The organism is Halomonas sp. PA16-9, from assembly GCF_009728585.1.
Taxonomy (GTDB): domain Bacteria; phylum Pseudomonadota; class Gammaproteobacteria; order Pseudomonadales; family Halomonadaceae; genus Vreelandella; species Vreelandella titanicae.
Map to the genome: position 1 here is coordinate 2,983,434 of NZ_CP040451.1, position 18,054 is coordinate 3,001,487.

General features: G+C 54.3%; 8 protein-coding genes and 6 pseudogenes. 2 read left to right on the forward strand and 12 right to left on the reverse strand.

Annotated elements, in window-relative coordinates; genetic code table 11:
• Nucleotide 1: 1 nt before the first annotated feature.
• The 6 genes and pseudogenes from FDY98_RS13885 to FDY98_RS13900 form a co-directional block, all read right to left on the reverse strand.
• Nucleotides 2–815 (reverse strand): annotated as a pseudogene (locus tag FDY98_RS13885) (Na(+)-translocating NADH-quinone reductase subunit C); the annotation flags it as partial.
• Nucleotides 815–2,038: pseudogene (locus FDY98_RS13890) on the reverse strand (NADH:ubiquinone reductase (Na(+)-transporting) subunit B). The pseudogenes FDY98_RS13885 and FDY98_RS13890, both read right to left, overlap by 1 nt.
• A gap of 19 nt (nt 2,039–2,057) precedes the next feature.
• The gene (locus FDY98_RS29540; RefSeq protein ID WP_442907926.1) at nt 2,058–2,261 is read right to left on the reverse strand and encodes a hypothetical protein; all 204 of its coding nucleotides are present in this window, start codon (nt 2,259–2,261) and stop codon (nt 2,058–2,060) included.
• A gap of 148 nt (nt 2,262–2,409) precedes the next feature.
• Nucleotides 2,410–2,523, reverse strand: coding sequence for a hypothetical protein (locus FDY98_RS29545; protein WP_442907963.1), 114 nt, complete (start codon nt 2,521–2,523; stop codon nt 2,410–2,412).
• 111 nt (nt 2,524–2,634) lie between these two features.
• Nucleotides 2,635–3,379, reverse strand: a pseudogene (locus FDY98_RS29550) (hypothetical protein).
• A gap of 306 nt (nt 3,380–3,685) precedes the next feature.
• Nucleotides 3,686–5,140, reverse strand: coding sequence for a glyceraldehyde-3-phosphate dehydrogenase (locus FDY98_RS13900; RefSeq protein ID WP_027957531.1), 1,455 nt, complete (start codon nt 5,138–5,140; stop codon nt 3,686–3,688).
• A 231-nt stretch (nt 5,141–5,371) separates the two neighbouring features.
• Between FDY98_RS13900 and mfd the strand changes: the two are divergent.
• Both mfd and FDY98_RS13910 read left to right on the forward strand, forming a co-directional pair.
• Nucleotides 5,372–8,804: pseudogene (gene mfd / locus FDY98_RS13905) on the forward strand (transcription-repair coupling factor).
• Nucleotides 8,805–8,926: 122 nt separating this feature from the next.
• The gene (locus FDY98_RS13910) at nt 8,927–10,096 is read left to right on the forward strand and encodes a L,D-transpeptidase family protein (RefSeq protein ID WP_027957533.1); all 1,170 of its coding nucleotides are present in this window, start codon (nt 8,927–8,929) and stop codon (nt 10,094–10,096) included.
• A gap of 173 nt (nt 10,097–10,269) precedes the next feature.
• On the opposite strand, the gene FDY98_RS13915 is transcribed toward FDY98_RS13910, so the two are convergent.
• The 6 genes and pseudogenes from FDY98_RS13915 to FDY98_RS13940 all read right to left on the reverse strand — a co-directional run bounded on the left by FDY98_RS13915 (nt 10,270) and on the right by FDY98_RS13940 (nt 17,998).
• Nucleotides 10,270–10,533 carry an Lpp/OprI family alanine-zipper lipoprotein gene (locus tag FDY98_RS13915; protein WP_022523170.1) on the reverse strand — a complete coding sequence of 88 codons (264 nt, stop codon included), beginning with the start codon at nt 10,531–10,533 and terminating at the stop codon, nt 10,270–10,272.
• A 230-nt stretch (nt 10,534–10,763) separates the two neighbouring features.
• A pseudogene (locus FDY98_RS13920) lies at nt 10,764–11,390 on the reverse strand (L,D-transpeptidase family protein).
• Between the two features lie 205 nt (nt 11,391–11,595).
• Complete coding sequence (locus tag FDY98_RS13925; RefSeq protein WP_340146556.1) at nt 11,596–12,009, reverse strand: 2-hydroxyacyl-CoA dehydratase; 414 nt, start codon at nt 12,007–12,009, stop codon at nt 11,596–11,598.
• Nucleotides 12,010–12,055: 46 nt separating this feature from the next.
• Entirely contained in the window at nt 12,056–12,517 is a 462-nt protein-coding gene (locus FDY98_RS13930; protein WP_027957535.1) for a DUF6586 family protein, read from the reverse strand.
• Nucleotides 12,514–15,140 (reverse strand): annotated as a pseudogene (gene topA / locus FDY98_RS13935) (type I DNA topoisomerase). The gene FDY98_RS13930 and the pseudogene topA overlap by 4 nt, the downstream one beginning before the upstream one ends.
• A 314-nt stretch (nt 15,141–15,454) precedes the next feature.
• Nucleotides 15,455–17,998 (reverse strand): DUF3141 domain-containing protein, encoded by a 2,544-nt coding sequence (locus tag FDY98_RS13940; protein WP_009286992.1) that lies wholly within the window; start codon nt 17,996–17,998, stop codon nt 15,455–15,457.
• Between the last annotated feature and the right edge of the window lie 56 nt (nt 17,999–18,054).

Sequence of the window (18,054 nt, forward strand, 5' to 3'; positions counted from 1 at the left end):
GCCCCTCAACGTCTTCGAAGTTGGTATCGGTCTCTTCGGCGTCTTCCGGCTCAGTGCCTCTGCGGAATTTAGCCAAATAGGGACCGAAAGCTTCTTCGCTCAACCAGAACTGCAGCATGTTAGTCACGCCGTTACTGGTCAGCGTAGCGCCAGATAGCGCATCGACTTCGTATTCGTCACTGGCGCCGCCTTTGGTCAGGTGAATCTCCGGTGAGAGGTCGCCCTCTTCATCGTAAATTTTCTTGCCTTCCCACTGGGCTTGCCAGCGCGGGTTGTTAACTTCTGCGCCCAAACCTGGCGTTTCACTGTGCTCGTAGTAGGTGATACTGACAATAGTATTGCCATCACCCTCTACGGCCAGGAAGCCACGCATCAAGCCCCAAAGCCCCTGACCACGAATCGGCAACACGATCTGTTCCGGATCGTCTTCACTGCCGACCAGATAAACAGTCGCGTAGTTTTCAACCCGTGAAAGGCCCGCGATGTCTTGATCGCCAGAAAGCGTGCGACCCGAGGCCGGGTCACGGGCAGCCTCAAAACTATCGTAGGTATCGGGATCGAACTCATCGGAGTACTCCCGTATCCAGGTCAACGACCCGTGCGATGATCTCATCGCTAAACACCTCTTCAACGTCCATACCCGGCTCATAAAGCTTGGCAACGTTCAAGATGTTGGTTTTACGGTCGAGTTCCTGGTTAAGCTGTTGCATGGGTCGCAAGGCGACCGCCGCGGTCGAGACAATGACGGAGCACACGATACACAGTGCAAACGCCACAATCAGGACTTTCTTGATGGAGTTGTTACCTTGTGCCATTAGGCAGTCTCCTCGGCCGGTACGGCGGTTCGCTTCACGCGACGCTTGATGTTGGCCTGGACGAAGAAATGGTCAATCAGCGGTGCAAACAGGTTAGCGAACAGAATCGCCAGCATGATGCCTTCCGGGAAAGCCGGGTTCACAACGCGAATCAAACAGTCATCACACCAATCAGCGCACCAAACAGCAGACGGCCTTGATTGGTCATCGACGCCGACACCGGATCGGTTGCCATGAAGACCATACCGAAAGCGAAACCGCCGATCACCAGATGCCAGTACCACGGCATGGCAAACATTGGGTTGGTATCAGAGCCGATTAGATTAAACAGCGTACTGGTCACCACCATGCCCAGGAGTACCCCCAGCATGATTCGCCAAGAGGCAATTCCCGTCCACAGCAACACAGCGCCGCCGATAAAGATGGCTAGTGTCGAGACCTCCCCGATCGAGCCAGGGATAAAACCGATGAAGGCATCCCACCAGCTAAAGGTGTCGGTCAACGCAGACATACCGTCCTGGAACGCTAGAGAGAGTGCCGTCGCACCAGTATAGCCATCAGCGGCAACCCATACAGAGTCACCAGAGATTTGCGCGGGATAGGCAAAGTAAAGGAATGCACGACCGGTCAGCGCGGGGTTCAAGAAGTTTTTCCCCGTGCCGCCGAAGATCTCTTTACCAATCACCACACCAAAGGTGATACCCAAGGCAACCTGCCAAAGGGGAATGGTGGCGGGCAGTACCAGCGCGAAGAGTACGGAAGTGACGAAGAAGCCTTCGTTGACTTCGTGACCGCGCTTGATAGCGAACAGCACCTCCCAGAAACCACCGACCACAAAGGTGACCAGGTAGATAGGTAGGAAGTAGGTAGCGCCAAGGACAAAGTTAGCCCACAGGCTATTCGCATCATGACCGGACGACAGCGTCATCATAATCGCTTCGCGCCAGCCTCCCATAGAGGCATAGCCCGCATCAATTGCCGTGTTGGCCTGCCAACCAGCGCTCCACATGCCGAAAAACATCGCCGGAAAAGTACACATCCACACGGTAATCATGATGCGTTTAAGATCGATACCGTCACGCACATGCGCGGTGGTTTTTAGCCACGCTCGGTGGCGTGTAAAAAATAGTATCTACCGCTTCAAACAGCGGATAGAACTTTTCGTACTTTCCGCCTTTGTGGAAATGCGGCTCGATATTTTGGAGTGTCTGTTGAATACCCATTATCAGGCCTCTTTCTCGATCATGGTGAGATTATCACGCAGGATGGGCCATATTCGTATTTGCCAGGGCAAACATACGTGCACAGCGCCAGATCCTCTTCGTCCAGCTCCAAACACCCAAGCTGCATGGCAACCTCAATGTCGCCCACGATCAACGAACGCAATAGCTGAGTCGGCATGATATCTAGCGGCATCACCTGCTCGTAGGCACCTACCGGCACCATAGCACGCTCGGAACCATTGGTAGAGGTCGTCGGCGCATAGTTGCTGAGCCCTTAATCTTGGAGATATAAATACCCAAGACCGAGTGACGATTAGCACCAGGAGACAGCCAACCCATAAACGTGCGCTTGTTGCCCTCTTCCAGCAAACTCACTTGATTGCTGAAGCGGCCAAGTAGGTCAACTTACCTTCAGCGGCAAAGCCAGAGAATACCGAACCAGAAATTACGCGAGTGTCCTCGGGTTTGATGACTTCGTTGGTCAGGAGTTCATCTGTACTAGCGCCGACACGGTACGAATCAGACGCGGATTTTCAGCACGCGGGCCACCAATGGCAACCACACGGTTCATATCCAGCTTCCCTTCTACAAACAACTTACCGAACGCAATAACGTCCTGGTAGCCGATTATGCCACACTTTTTTGTGCAGTGCGACTGTAGAAAGTAGTGAATGCGTGCCGACAAGTCCCGCAGGATGAGGGCCGGCAAAGCTTTCGGTTTTTACGCCGTCAACATCGCCACCCGGACTGAGGCATTTTCGCCCGTACATAAGAAGACGTTGCCTCGGTCAGGCCGCTAACACCTTGAGGCCATCCTCGAATGCCTGCGACTGCTCGTTAATGATCAACGCAGGGTCAGGGCTAAGTGGATGGGTATCCACGGCGGTTACAAAAATATCGCCGGGTGCTATCAATGGCCGGGGTGCGCGAGAAAGGACGAGTGCGCAATGCAGTCCAGAGTCCCGATTCTACCAGTTGGTCGACAACGACCTGACGTTCAAGCTGCGCTAAGGCATTACGATCATGAGCAGCGAATTCGACCGCTTCCTCAGTTTCGTCTACTTTAATTACGACAGACAGCAAACGACGTTTTTCGCCACGGTTTATTGCAAGCACTTCACCGGCAGCGGGCGCTGTATAACGCACACCAGCAATTTTCTTATCGGTGAAGAGCAATTGGCCCAGTTTGACCTTATCCCCTTCCTGGACTTCCATCGTCGGCTTCATGCCAACGTAGTCGGTACCCAGGATTGCCACGTGGCGCACAGGCCGCGCATCTTCAATACGCTGCTCGGGCGCTCCCGTGATGGGGAGATCCAGGCCTTTTTTGACTTCGATCATAGTCTCGCCCAGTTGTTGGATCGGATATACGAAGGTATGGGGTTCGAATGCTTATTTTCTGCTCAGCGAATTGTTATTTTCTGCTCAGATTGTTACCAGTCCGGCCCAAGCAGCACTTGAACCACCCCGAAAAATCCATCGTATTATAAAGATAAGCGCGTCCAATGACCACATCCCTGATGACCACCAAAAGTGCTATATACATTGGCAAAAGATGAGATTGAGACCAAAAAAACGCCACCCGAAGGTGGCGTCAACGCATTCTCTTAGCTCTAACACCCGGCATGCGGGCTTTGCTAAGTTTAACTAGCGAGGAAGTTTTAAAAACCGTACGTTAGACATTTGCTGCAAAATACGTACGACTTGGCAGCTATAACCAAACTCATTGTCATACCACACATAAATGACCGCATGATGGCCGTTGGCGATGGTAGCTTTAGCATCCACGATACCGGCATGACGATTGCCCACAAAGTCCGACGACACCACTTCTGCTGAATCGACAAAGTCAATTTGCTTCTGGTAGGCAGACTCGATCGACATACGGCGCAAGTAGTCATTTAGCGCTACGGCATCTGTCGCTTTATCCAGGGTCAGATTGAGAATGGCCATAGAGACATTAGGGATTGGCACACGAATGGCGTTGCCGGTCAGCTTTCCCTCTAGCTCAGGTAGCGCTTTCGATACGGCCTTGGCTGCTCCTGTCTCGGTCAATACCATATTCAGCGCCGCACTACGGCCACGACGGTCACCTTTATGGTAGTTGTCGATCAAGTTCTGGTCGTTGGTATAGGCATGCACGGTTTCCACATGCCCATTCACCACACCGTACTCGTCGTTGAGTACCTTCAATACCGGAACGATCGCATTGGTAGTGCAAGAGGCAGCAGAGACGATGAGATCGCTGTCGCCAATGGATTCGTGGTTAATACCGTAAACGATGTTTTTAATATCGCCTTTACCCGGTGCCGTTAGCAGCGCTTTGGCAACACCTTTACACTGCAGATGCTGGCCCAAGCCCTCTTCATCGCGCCAGATACCGGTATTATCAACAATCACCGCGTTATCGATATCATACTCGGTGTAGTCAATCTCGCTGGGCGAATCGGCGTAAATAACCTGAATAACATTGCCGTTGACCGTCAGCGTGCGGGCCTCTGCATCGACCATGATGGTGCCGTCAAAAGGCCCATGTACTGAGTCACGACGCAGCAGGCTGGCGCGCTTCTCAAGATCTTTAGCCACATCGCCACGGCCACGCACCACAATAGCGCGCAAACGCAGCAGATTACCGCCCCCGGCCTTCTCTATCATCACTCGTGCCAGTAAACGACCAATGCGGCCAAAACCGTAGAGCACCACGTCTTGCGGCTCCCCGGTGCTAGCACCCGGCTGGTAGCCATCAATAATCTCTTGCAGCTCTTTACGCAGGAAGGCTTCGACATCGCCACCGCCCCGGTTCTTGAACATCACCGCCAGCTTCCCTACATCCACATGGGCGGGGCCAAGGTTCAAAGCGACCATCCCCTTCACGATAGAGTAGGTATCCTCAACGGAGAGCTCAGTCCCTTCTATTTTACGCACGAAGCGGTGGTCTTTAAGAATGCGGATGACCGACCGTTTAATAAGTGAACGCCCGAACATGGTGGCAACGACGTTATTCTGACGATAGAGCTGCCCTACTAACGGGATCATCTGCTCCGCCAAGGCTTCGTTGCCTTGCCATTCTTGAAAAACGTTTTCGAGCGCTTGCTGACTCACGTGCGGCCTCATCAGGTAGTGGGAACGGAGAGTGTATTATCCGGGGCAAGCGCAGCGGTCGCAATGACTGGATAGTCGCACAACATGTAGGGGTATTACAGAAATGCCAATCTCACTACAAAACCTCTTTCAGTACAGATTAACCCGCTACCTTAAGCCGCGGCACTCTAACTGAAACGGGTGATCGTGTATGATCTCCCTTCCGTTTCAGCGCAAAACGATATCTTGCTTATGCCGACATTCTCTCTGCTCGAACCGCCCCAGCCCCAAGGGACTCGCGATACGCTCTACTGGACATCGCCGCCGGGTAGCGCGACTGCGCTGGCACTCTCCCGCGTTGCTGCGAAAGCTCCGCTATTGGTGATCACTCCCAATACGGCCAGCGCGCAGCGTCTTGAACAAGATCTCTATTTTTATAGCGACGTACCGGTACTGCCCTTCCCCGACTGGGAAACGCTGCCCTACGACAGCTTTTCACCCCATCAGGACATTGTTTCTGCGAGGCTGCGCACCCTGCGCCAACTGCAAGATGGCGTGCGCGGCATTGTGCTGGTGCCGATCAACACGCTGATGCAGCGCTTGCCCCCGGTTGAGTACATTGCCGGGCGGGTCATGACACTCAAAACTGGCGAGCGCTTGAATCGCGAAGCGTTTCGGGAATCGCTCTCCCGAGCGGGCTATCGTACTGTCGAAACGGTCTATGAGCCCGGCGAATACGCCATGCGCGGCGCGCTGATTGACCTGTTTGCGATGGGTATGGATGAGCCGATCCGTATTGATCTGTTCGACGACGAGATCGATTCGCTGCGCCACTTCGACCCTGGCAGCCAGCGCTCGACTGATAAGCTGGAATCGCTAGAATTGCTACCCGCCCACGAGTACTCGCTAAGCCGCAGCGCAATTGCCTGTTTTCGTGAGCAGTTTGAAACCCTGTTCGACGTTGATCCGCGGCAATGCCCTCTTTATAACGATGCGTTGAAAGGCATTCCTTCACCGGGGCTTGAGCACTATCTACCACTGTTTTTTGAACACACCGCATCGCTGTTTGACCACCTGACCGACGATACACGAGTCGCACTGCTGCCGGGAGTTTTTGCTGCCGCCGAGCAGCACTGGCAGTCGATCGACGCTCGCTACGTAAATTTGGGCGTTGACCCAACCCGCCCGCTGCTGCCACCACACCGAGCGTTTTTCCCGGTCAACGATGTATTCTCGGCAATCAAAGCCTGCCCGCGAATAGAGTTAACCGAGGATAGCGAGCAGCGCCATGCGCAACAGCCTGAAGCCGCACCGCTTCCCACACTCTCTATTAATGCCCGCGCCAAGCAGCCATTGGCGGAGCTGTCAGCATTTTTGCACTCCCATGCCCAAACCCGGGTGCTGTTTGTGGCGGAGTCGCGGGGTCGCCGGGAAGCCCTGGAAGAGATCCTGTCGCCACTTCAGCTCTCGCTTCCGCATACCGATAGCTTCCACGACTTTCTCGCTAGCGATCATACCTATGCAATTACGGAAGGTTTGGTCGACAGCGGCTTATGGCTAAATAATCCAAATATTGCGGTAATTAGTGAAACCGAGCTGTTTGGTGACGTGGTACGTCAGAGCCGTCGGCGCGAAAAAGCCACGGATGACAATGAGCTTGCAGTACGCCACTTGTCGGAGCTGCGCGAAGGTGCGCCAGTGGTTCACCAGGCCCACGGCGTGGGCCGCTATTTAGGGCTGGAAACCTTAGAGGCCGGTGGCCAGGCAAATGAGTTCCTGGCGCTCTCCTACGCCGATGGTGCCAAGCTTTATGTGCCTGTCGACAGCCTGCATATGATCTCCCGTTACAGCGGGGCCGGTGACGAACTGGCCCCGCTGCATAAGCTCGGTTCGGACCAGTGGGAAAAAGCCCCCGCAAAGCCGCCGAAAAAATTCGCGATACCGCTGCAGAACTGCTGGATGTCTACGCCCGCCGGGAAGCCCAGCAAGGGGTGGTCTATGAGGCGCCAGGCGAGGAGTATCTGCGTTTTGCGGGTAACTTCCCATTTGAAGAGACCGCTGACCAGCACGCGGCAATTGAAGCGGTCATCAGCGATATGACCTCCCCGCAGCCCATGGATCGCGTGGTGTGCGGCGATGTCGGCTTCGGCAAAAACCGAAGTGGCCATGCGCGCGGCATTTTTGGCCGTACAGTCTGGCCGCCAAGTGGTGGTATTGGTGCCCACTACGTTGTTGGCGCGCCAGCACTTCGAGAACTTCCGCGACCGCTTTCTGACACCGCCGTCAATATTGGCCTGATCTCGCGCTTTACCAGCGGCAAAGAGGTCACCCAGACACTAGAGAGCATTAAAGCGGCCAAACGGATATCGTCATCGGCACCCATAAACTGCTCGCCAAAAGCGTTGAGCTGCCCAAATGGGCCTGCTGATCATCGATGAGGAGCACCGCTTCGGGGTGGCGCAAAAAGAGAAGCTCAAAACGCTGCGTGCCGAAGTCGATATTTTGACGCTGACCGCGACCCCTATTCCGCGCACGCTCAATATGGCCATGAGCGGCATCCGTGATCTGTCGATTATCGCTACGCCGCCCGCCCGCCGTCTGTCGGTTAAAACCTTTGTTCAGCAGCACGACACCAGTATCATCAAGGAAGCCCTGCTACGTGAAATACTGCGTGGTGGGCAGGTCTATGTACTGCATAACGAAGTCAAAACCATTGAAAACAGTGCCGAACAGATTCGTGAACTAATCCCCGAAGCGCGGGTAGCGGTTGCCCACGGCCAGCTTCCCGAGCGCAGCCTGGAACGCATTATGTCGGACTTCTACCACCGACGCTTTAACGTGCTGGTGTGTTCGACCATCATTGAAACCGGCATTGATGTACCCAGCGCCAACACCATTATTATCGAACGTGCTGATAAATTTGGCTTGGCACAGCTACACCAACTGCGGGGCCGGGTCGGCCGTAGTCACCATCAGGCGTACGCCTACCTATTAACGCCACCGCCCAAAGCGATGACCCGTGATGCTATCAAGCGTCTGGAAGCAATTAGCGCTTCGGATGATCTAGGCGCTGGCTTTACCCTGGCCAGCCACGATATGGAAATCCGTGGCGGGGTGAACTGCTGGGGGATGAACAGAGCGGCCAGATGGAAACCATCGGCTACACCCTCTATATGGAGATGCTGGATCGAGCGGTGAAGGCCATTCGCGCGGGTAAAACGCCCAATATCGATGCGCCCTTCAATACCGGCGTGGAAATCAACCTCAACCTGCCTGCGCTGATTCCAAGTGATTATATTCACGATGTTCAGCAGCGCCTGGTGATGTACAAGCGGATTGCCAACACCCAGAGCGATAGCGAACTTAAAGAGTTACAGGTTGAGCTGATCGACCGCTTTGGCTTGCTGCCCAACCCGGTGAAAAACCTGATTCGCCAGACCAAGCTGCGCCACCGTGCCGAGCAACTGGGAATCAGCAAAATCGAGGCTGGCGAGAGCCGCGGTAGAGTATTGTTTGATAGCACACCCAGGTGGATCCCTTAACCCTGGTGACCCTCATTCAGACGTCACCAAAGCACTATCGTTTAGATGGCTCTGACACCTTACGGTTTGAATTACCAATGGAAAGTGTCGACAAGCGCTTCCAGCAACTTGAAAACCTACTTAGCACCCTTAACCAAAAGTAGCGGCGGCGTGAAGCTTGGGGCAAACTTGCCAGTAGCCATGGCCCAGTTGATCAACAGCCGTTTATTGATCCCAGTGGCCCAGCAACGCGCATCAGCAGTGAATTAACACATTAGGAACGATCATGAACATTCGCGATACCTTTACCCTTTGGGGCCCTACCAGCTTGGCCGTGCTACTCGCCGCTAGCCTGGTGAGCCCCGCTTTTGCGCAACCAGCTAACGAGCAAGCCGACAGCCCAACACAGGCGCAAGAGCAACAGACTCAAGAAAGCTCAGAAGAATCGCCACAGGCGCAAGCACAGGAAATCAGCATAGACGCCGTCGATAGCGCCGCTCAGGTTGCTGATCAGGATGAGCTACCCCGTGGTCACTTCCGCCTACCCGAAGAAGGCGATGTCATTGGTGAGCGCTACACCATCGTTGTCGAAGACCCCAAGCAGACGCTGATCGATATCGCCCGACGCCACAACATTGGCTATGAAGAGATTCGCATGGCCAACCCGGGTGTCAGCCTCTGGGTACCTGGCGTAGGTACCGAAGTGGTGATCCCCGCCCAATACATTCTTCCGCCTGCGCCGCGGGAAGGCGTTGTCATTAACCTTTCTGAGCTACGTCTCTACTACTACCCTGCCGACAAACCCGGCATCGTCGAAACCTACCCGGTTAGCGTGGGGCGTGAAGAGTTCGCTACCCCCGTAGGCATCACCCGCACCACGGTTAAGGTTAAAGACCCCGCCTGGGCTCCACCGGCATCTATGCGTCGCGAAGCAGCCGAACGCGGCGAACCAGCGCCTTCCGTGGTACCGCCCGGCCCTAACAACCCCTTGGGCGAGCACGCAATTCTGCTGGCCATGCCGAGCTATCTCATTCACGGTACCAACCGCCCTGATGGCGTCGGTATGCGCGTTAGCCGTGGCTGTATCCGCATGTACCCGGAAGATATCAAATCGCTCTACGAGCGTTTGCCTAGCGGTACTCAGGTCAACCTGATGGATGCACCGTTCAAAGCGGGCTTTGCAGCCGATGGCACGCTGTTTGTGCAATCTTTCCCACAGCTGGAAGAGAACGCGGAAGGCTTTGAGCCACTGCTTAATGCCCTTGAACGCGTCACTGAGCTAACTGGCAGTGACGTTGAAATAGACGCGGATCAGATTCAGCGCGCCGTAGAAGCTCCTGACGGCCAATTTATCGCACTATATGGCCCTCAGGCTCCCGAGCCAGAACCAGAGCCTGTTGAGCTGATTGACGAGCTTAAGCTCAGCACCGCCACCGACGACGATAAAGACGCTTAACCGAACACCTAGCAACAAAAAACCCCGCCAAGGCGGGTTTTTGCGTAGCTAGTATCAAAACCTACTGGTCTGACGCTTTAACGTACAGCGCCTTACTACGGCATATTAACTAACTACAGCTTTCTTCCAGCTGCTGAGAGAGTCAGACGACTCCCTCAGCAGCCCAAGCAGAATTACTTCTGCATGGAACGCTGGAACATACGGTTCATTTCTTCACGGTTCTGCTCAGACATCTGCAGAGCAGCCTGCGCGTCGCGCTGGGCTTGGTTTGCAGTGTTCATAGCTTGTGAAGCCATGCTGCGTGCTTCTGCAGCGTCAGCCTGTGCAGATTCTGCAGTCATGCGAACTTCTTCCAGCGCGCTGGTAGAAGCACAACCAGCAAGAATTGCCAGAGAAGCGGCAGCAGCAGTCATCTTCAGAGTAGTTTTCAGAGTCATAATGTTCTCCTTGAGTCGTCCTTGGGTACTACGTTAAGGGTATGACAAAGGTAAGGCTAGTCACTTAAATTAGAATAAGTTCTTAGCTTAAATTTGTCTACCTGCGGTGCAGGTTCTTTTCAGTGACTTGTGCTGCAAAGCACGCAAGTCAAACGCTGTTTTATAATAGACCACAGCGGTTGTCTATAGCCACTTGTTTAAAACCTCGAACTTCCATCAACGGCGTTAGCTTAACGGATCACTACCCGAGTGCCAACACCCACTAGCGCTGCCAGGCGATCGATTTGATCGTTGGTAACGGCAACACACCCTGAGTCCAGTGATAGCGCCCATGAATATCGGGGTCTGCGCTACCCAGGCCATGAATTCCAATCGCCCCACCCAGTGCGGTATCTTGCGGGGGCGACGTAACGTCGATAGTAGTCGAAGTAGTCATCATAATCAGCTTGGGAATAAATCCCTTTTTCCAGCGCCATTCTAGCGTGCGCTGGGGTTGGGTAATCAATGCCTATGAAGGTACGCCACTGGCTTTCGTAATTAAAACGGTTGACATGAAACTCCCCCATGGGAGTCACATTATCGCCGCGAACCCGTTGGGTTTTAGCCCCAGCACGGCCAAGTGATATGGGCGCAAACCGCTCCAGCAGCGCGTTACCCCGAAACACGCTAAGGGTGGCCTCTTTGTCGTCCACCAGCACCCACAGTTCGTTGCTATGACGCGGCACATGAGCGCGACTCAGTATCGTTTCTACGAGATCGGTGGCGGTATCCTGACTGGGCGCAGTAACAGCAGCACTGGCCACGGCTGGCAAGCTCAACACCATGGCTAAAAATCGACGGCGATTAACTAAAAACATGACAGCTCTCGAAACAAGTTAGCCCGCGATTGACCGACTCGGCGCATCTGGTGGCTGTTATACCCTATTCCCACATTCGCCGTTAGCAATTTCGTCATGTACACGACTGACGCCCCGAAGAGCAGTAACGATAATCCACTAGTAGAGACCCCATCAAACGCCCTGAAACTCTTCCATACTCGCCATTATATTGCGTATCTCGGAATTATGTCCTTGAGCCAGGGCATTGAAAAAACTCCTCTTCAGGCTCAATTTTCGCTCGTGCCGCGCGATGCTCGTAGAGCGCTTGAAGGCGCTGATGCGACGATGTGGCAGTTCTCATCGCATCCTCTATCGAGCCGGTGATGGTTTGTTCCGACAAGCGATCCAACTCAGGCGGCTGGGGGAAATCGCTGGAATCATCGAACCATAACTCCAGCACTTCTGAATGGTCAGAGCCATCGTGGAAGAGATCTTCAAGCCCCGTTTTCATTTTTAGCTCACGGCTGGCCAAGTAATTAAACGCCATCTCTAAGCGCTGATTCTCAGCATCCTCAGCGGCTTCGCTATACTGTCGCGCCATCCGGGCATGAAAACCCGCCGCCCATTCGATTAAATCTTTCACCTGGTTATAGCGCATCATGATCTCCTTTCTTAACGACTTGAGCGATGCATAACAATAAACACTACCACTCCAGGCTGGTTTCGCGCAGCGCGCCTATTTCACGCTTGGCCGCCTGAAGATTATCCAGTAACTGCTGGCGCAAACCGGCCTGATTACCCACGGCAATCATAGCGGGGTTGTGAGTTTCGCGCCGCACAGCACCTTCGTCACTATGTAGGCGCTCAAGTTGCCCCTCCAACCAGTTCAGCCAGCTTTCCGGCTGGGCTTTCAAGTCGCGCAGACGTTGCAGCTCGGCCAAGGCAGGGCCATCCTGGGCCAGCAATACAGTCCAGCGATGCTCCGACAGCCGAGCGTGTTCAGTAACTTCGCGCAGTAACGACTCAAGCGCCAGCTCAAAAAGCGCCAGCGCACTCTCTTCCAACGCCATCTGCCGCGCAGAAGCATGCTCATCACTTCCCGCGGGCAAGGTGACTAATAGCTCCGCCTGATAGAGCAGCTGGTTGGTTCGTGACCGTGCATTCACTTGCGTTTGTCCTCCACGTGCCATTTACCGGCATCAAACATGGCTTTCCAGCCTGTGGCCTTGCCCTCCTCGTCGGTCATCACGTACTGCTCTTTGCTCTTCCGCGAGTAGCGGATTTGCGCCGGGCGACCATCCGGATCTTCACTCGGCGCTTTAAGAATGAAGTGATACTTTTCGGGCAGCTCATCGGCGTGCGCTTTCAGCTCTTTCACCAGCGGCGGCCGTGTTTCACGATTTTTAGGGAACTTGCTGGCAGCCAAAAACAGCCCGCTTGCGCCATCACGCAGCACGTAATGGTCGTCAACTTTTTGGCAAGCCAGTTCCGGCATCGGGATCGGGTCCATTTTTGGCGGCGCCACTTCGCCGCTTTTCAATAGCTTACGGGGTTTTTACATTCGCTATTGGTACAGCCAAAATACTTGCCAAAGCGGCCTGACTTCAACTGCATCTCAGAGCCGCACTTATCGCACTCGATGATCGGGCCGTCGTAGCCTTTGATCTTGAATTTGCCGCCTTCAACTTCGTAGCCGTCACAATCGGGGCTGTTACCACAGATGTGCAGCTTACGCGTTTCATCGATTAGGTAGTTGTCCATCGCCGTGCCACACTTGGGGCAGCGACGCTTGGCACGCAGCGCATTGGTTTCGGCCTCTTCTCCCGCGTCTTCGGCCACCGCCTCTTCACCAGGAATCAGGTCAATGGTGGTTTTACAACGCTCTTTGGGCGGCAAATTGTAGCCACTACAACCCAGGAAAACCCCGGTGGAAGCGGTACGAATTTGCATATGACGACCACAGCTTGGGCAGTCGATATCCGTTGGCACCGGCTGATTGGGGCGCATGCCATCTTCGCTCTCAGCCTTGGCCAGCTCTTCACGGAATTCTTCGTAGAAGGCATCCAGCAGCGCCTGCCAGTTGCGTTCGCCTTCGGCGACCTCATCCAGACTATCTTCCATGCGGGCAGTGAACGAGAAGTCCATCAAATCAGGGAAGGACTCTTTCAACCGCTCGGTGACGATATCGCCCAGCTTTTCGGCATAGAAACGACGGTTTTCCAGCTTCACATAGCCGCGATCCTGGATCGTTGAGATGATTGAAGCGTAGGTTGACGGTCGGCCAATGCCCTGCTTTTCAAGCTCTTTGACCAGGCTTGCTTCGGTGTAGCGTGGTGCTGGCTTGGTAAAGTGCTGCTGAGGATCGAGCGCTTCCAGTGCCATAGGCGTACCTTTTGGCAAGTCCGGTAAGCTCTGATCTTCATTTTTACCACTAGGCTTCATCACCCGGGTATAACCATCAAACTTCAGTACACGTCCTTTGGCACGTAGCTCGTAGCCATCGACTTCAACACTCAGCGTGCTTGAAAGGTACTCTGCAGGGGTCATTTGGCAGGCCACAAATTGACGCCAGATCAGCTCGTAGAGACGCTCGGCATCCCGCTCCATTCCGGCCAGATCGGAAGCCTTACGCTCGACACTGGAAGGGCGAATCGCCTCATGGGCCTCTTGAGCACTCTCTTTGCTGCTATAACGATTAGGTGCTTCGGGCAGGTAGCGTTCGCCGAACTCTTCACCGATATAGCTACGCACACCCTCAACCGCATCTTTCGATAAGTTGGTGGAGTCGGTACGCATATAGGTGATGTAACCCGCCTCATAGAGGCGCTGAGCCATGGTCATGGTTTTCTTCACAGAAAAACCTAACCGGCCACTCGCCGCTTGCTGCAGCGTAGAGGTAATAAAGGGTGCCGTGGGCTTTGAGCTGGTGGGCTTGTCTTCCCGTGAGGTAATCGCCAGCTTGGCTTTTCTAAGCTGCTCAATACGCGCAAGGGTGTCTTTTTCGGAGGTAGGCTTAAAGGCCTTGCCATCCTGACGAACCAGGGCAAAACGCACCAGCTCACCCTCAGGAGAGGCCAAATCCGCGTGCACATCCCAAAACTCTTCAGGAATAAAGGCACGGATTTCGCGCTCGCGCTCAACAATTAGACGTACCGCGACTGACTGTACGCGGCCAGCCGACAGCCCGCGCGCTACTTTCGCCCACAGTAGAGGCGAAAGCATAAAGCCCACAACGCGATCCAGGAAACGCCTTGCCTGCTGCGCCTCTACCCGGGGGATATTGAGCGCGCCAGGCGCCTTGAAAGCGTCTTGAATCGCGTTTTTGGTGATTTCGTTGAACACCACGCGCTTGTAGCGGCTGTCATCGCCACCGATGGTCTCGCGCAGGTGCCAAGCAATGGCTTCCCCTTCGCGATCCAAATCCGTTGCGAGGTAGACAGCGTCAGCCTTCTCAGCCAGCTTCTTTAGCTCGGCAACGACTTTCTCTTTTCCGGGCAGCACCTCATAGCGGGCTTCCCAGCCGTTGTTGGGGTCAATCCCCATCCGCCGAATCAGCTGATCTTGGCTTTTACGTTTTTTATATTCTACTTTCTCTTCCGCCGACATCTTGCGTGTCGCTGCGGCCTGGCGCGCGCGCTCCTTGGGGTCGGAGGCTGCCTTACCTGAGCCGCTGGTCGGCAGGTCACGAATGTGGCCCACGCTCGACTTCACGATGAAATCGTTGCCGAGATATTTGTTAATCGTCTTCGCTTTCGCTGGCGACTCGACGATGACCAGTGACTTGCCCATAGTGCTCCACTTTCCTAATGCACGGACTGTCTAGCGCGTGCTCTGAATTCGGTGCCGTATCGACGGGCTGAAACTGCCCGTTAAAAAAGATACGGATGAAAAAATGCGCCTACCCTACCCCAGCCCTTAGCTAAGCGCCAGTGGCAACCAAGCCGTAGGGAGAATCCATAGACTTTAGACAACCAGGGTTATATTTCAGACAAATAGTAGCTAGACACTAGACTGCCACCGACATTACAGCAACCCAAAAGGTAATCAGGCAAACAAAGCGCCCCCACCAAATAGGCGGGGGCGCAATGAGCTAATGTACTGATTTAGCGTTTAGGCGGCGTCTTTTTACGTCTGGTAGTGCTGGTGGGTTTAGCCACCGGCTCACTGGCCGACTCGCTAGTCGCAGCAGATTTAGGCGATGACTCCTTAACCACGGACTCCTCATTCACCACGGGCTGCTCCTTGGCCACTGGCGCAGACGAAGTCGTTTGCGTTTCGGCCAGCTTAGCAGTAGCAGCTTTGGGCTTAGCGGCAGGCTTAGTTGTCGAAGCCGCTTTGCTGGCCGTCGGCTTGCTCGCAGCCGGCTTATTCGCTACCGATTTGCGGGGTCTTGCCTTATCAAACAACACTTTAATTTGAGCAAAGCGCTCAGCAGCATGCTCTGAAAGATCGCCGCTGGCGGCAAACACATGCTCAAGGTGGCTAATATAGCCATCGACATCATCGTTGCTGCTACCTGCTAGCAAAGTAGGCAGCGAATTCAACGCCTGCTCACGATCCAGCTTCAAGATAAAGAACTGCTCGCGCACCAAGTTTTTAAAATCACTCAGTTCGATACCAGGCTCAAGCTCCGCACGGGAGGCGCGTAGCCGCTTAAAGTTACGCTCATCTGTAGCTGGGGCGCCACCGAGCACATAGATAAGCGAGCGCATAACCGCTTCATGGGCACTGCCCTTAGCAATTTTCTCTCGCAGCTCTTCCTGACGCTGCTCAATAAAGCGACGGTGCTCGGGCTCTGCCCCTGGACGGCGGCGGTGTACATGGGCATCGCCATACAGACCGACAGCAGCCTGCAATAGCGGCTGGCCGTAGATATCCATAAACATTTTTTCGGTGCTGCTATCCCGCAAATCGCGCATCGCATTGAGGCTGGCGACCAGTTGATCAGACCCCATGGTTTCAAGCGTTTTGAACAGATTATCTTTTGATACTGGGTGACGATTTTTGCGCACTGCTTCCGCCATTACCGGTAGCGGCACCGAAAGTGGATTACGATCAGAAAGCAGTTTGTAGCCCAAACGGATAGGGTGCATACGACGGATCAAGCGGGCAGCCTCCGGTGTCATGATGGCTTTTAGCCACGGCTGCAAAAAGAGCCGATACATCCCCAAATTGATTTCTGAGATCCGCGCCACGGTGGCAAAACGACGATCATCCTCCGGCTTGTGCATTACTGCCTGGTCTAACTCTTCAAAGTTACGCGGCATAAATTCGAGCAGATAATCCCGCTCGAACAGCTCAGCGTCTTCACCCTTCTCTGCCGGAGATATGGAGGTTTCGTACAGCCCAGGCGGCAGTACGTCGATGTAATCCATATTGGCGGTGAATTCGGTATGCTCTTTGCGCGATACGCTGCCCGAAACAAATATACCTAGATGGCCGGTCGTATCATGCTGGCAATAGACGATGGTTTGCTCATTGGCAATGATGTCATCGGTGTTTGCATATAAATCACGAATCCACCCCAATGCTTGAGGCGGCGGAGTAATGTCATCCCCACGCGAACAGAACACAACCACCGGCGAACGCACATTACGCAGGTCGATTCGGCGGCCATCATGGGTGACCAGCTGCGCGGTAGAGAGCCGATTACCGACAAACAGATTATCGACGATATACTGAATCTCTTCACCGCCTAATACGACGTGACCACCCCACCAACGCTCAAAATCGAGGTATCGGCCCGCTTCGGTATCGATATTGTCGTAAAGGTGATACTGCTTTTTCCAGTAGGTATTAGCCGGGTTGAGGCGCTCGAAGTTCTGCACCAGCCACGCCCCGTCAAACAGGCCGTCGCCAATATCACTGGTGAGTGCCGTAATCCAGCTACCTCCCGCCATCCCGCCGGTATAGCGCATGGGGGCTTTGCCGTGCTCACCCGCCCAGTAGGAGAGTGGCGCGCCAGCAATCAGGATAGGGCCAAAAACGTCAGGCTCCAAGGCAGCCGCCATCATGATCTGCCAGCCCGCCTGGCAATTGCCCACCACCATCGGTTTTTCAGTCGTTTCGGGATGCAGCTCAATCACATGGCGCAAAAAAGCGATCTCCGACTCGACCACATCCTCAACGGTTTGGCCTGGCTCAGGAAACGGCAAAAAACCAATAAAGTAGCAGGGGTGCCCCGCTTTAAGCGCCACGCCCAACTCACTGTCCGGCTTAAACCCTCCAATCCCTGGCCCATGCCCCGCACGTGGGTCAACCACTACAAACGGGCGCTTTTGCAGATCAATTTCTGTCCCTTCGTGGGGCAACACACGCAACAGTTCGTAGTTGGTTGGCCGCGGCAGCGTCCGACCATCCATCAGCACTTCGGTATCGAACCCCAACACATTGGGCTTGGTTTGCTCCATATGCTCGAGGTACTGATTACCGCGTTCGCGCATAACGTCCAGATAGAGAACGCTGCGCTCCATGCTATCGCGCCAGTAACCAAAGGCTGCACGCCCAAACCCGAAAGGATCGAATAATGAAGCGATCGCCTCACTTCCAGGTATGGCTGTGGAATCATTTTGTTGCTTCAACCATGCGCTAGTGAAAGCGTTAGCAGGAAACATAGTCTTGGCGAGTGGGTTAGCAAGAAAGTTCATAGGGTCTCCCGTTGGGTTGATGCACAGGCATCAGACCCGAAAGCAATGATGCTGCA

Coding starts and splice junctions, on each gene's coding strand:
- FDY98_RS29540 (WP_442907926.1), bottom strand. CDS start 2,261: ATGGTGCCGGTAGGTGCCTACGAGCAGGTGATGCCGCTAGATATCATG.
- FDY98_RS13910 (WP_027957533.1), top strand. CDS start 8,927: ATGAACATTCGCGATACCTTTACCCTTTGGGGCCCTACCAGCTTGGCC.
- FDY98_RS13915 (WP_022523170.1), bottom strand. CDS start 10,533: ATGACTCTGAAAACTACTCTGAAGATGACTGCTGCTGCCGCTTCTCTG.
- FDY98_RS13925 (WP_340146556.1), bottom strand. CDS start 12,009: ATGCGCTATAACCAGGTGAAAGATTTAATCGAATGGGCGGCGGGTTTT.
- FDY98_RS13940 (WP_009286992.1), bottom strand. CDS start 17,998: ATGAACTTTCTTGCTAACCCACTCGCCAAGACTATGTTTCCTGCTAAC.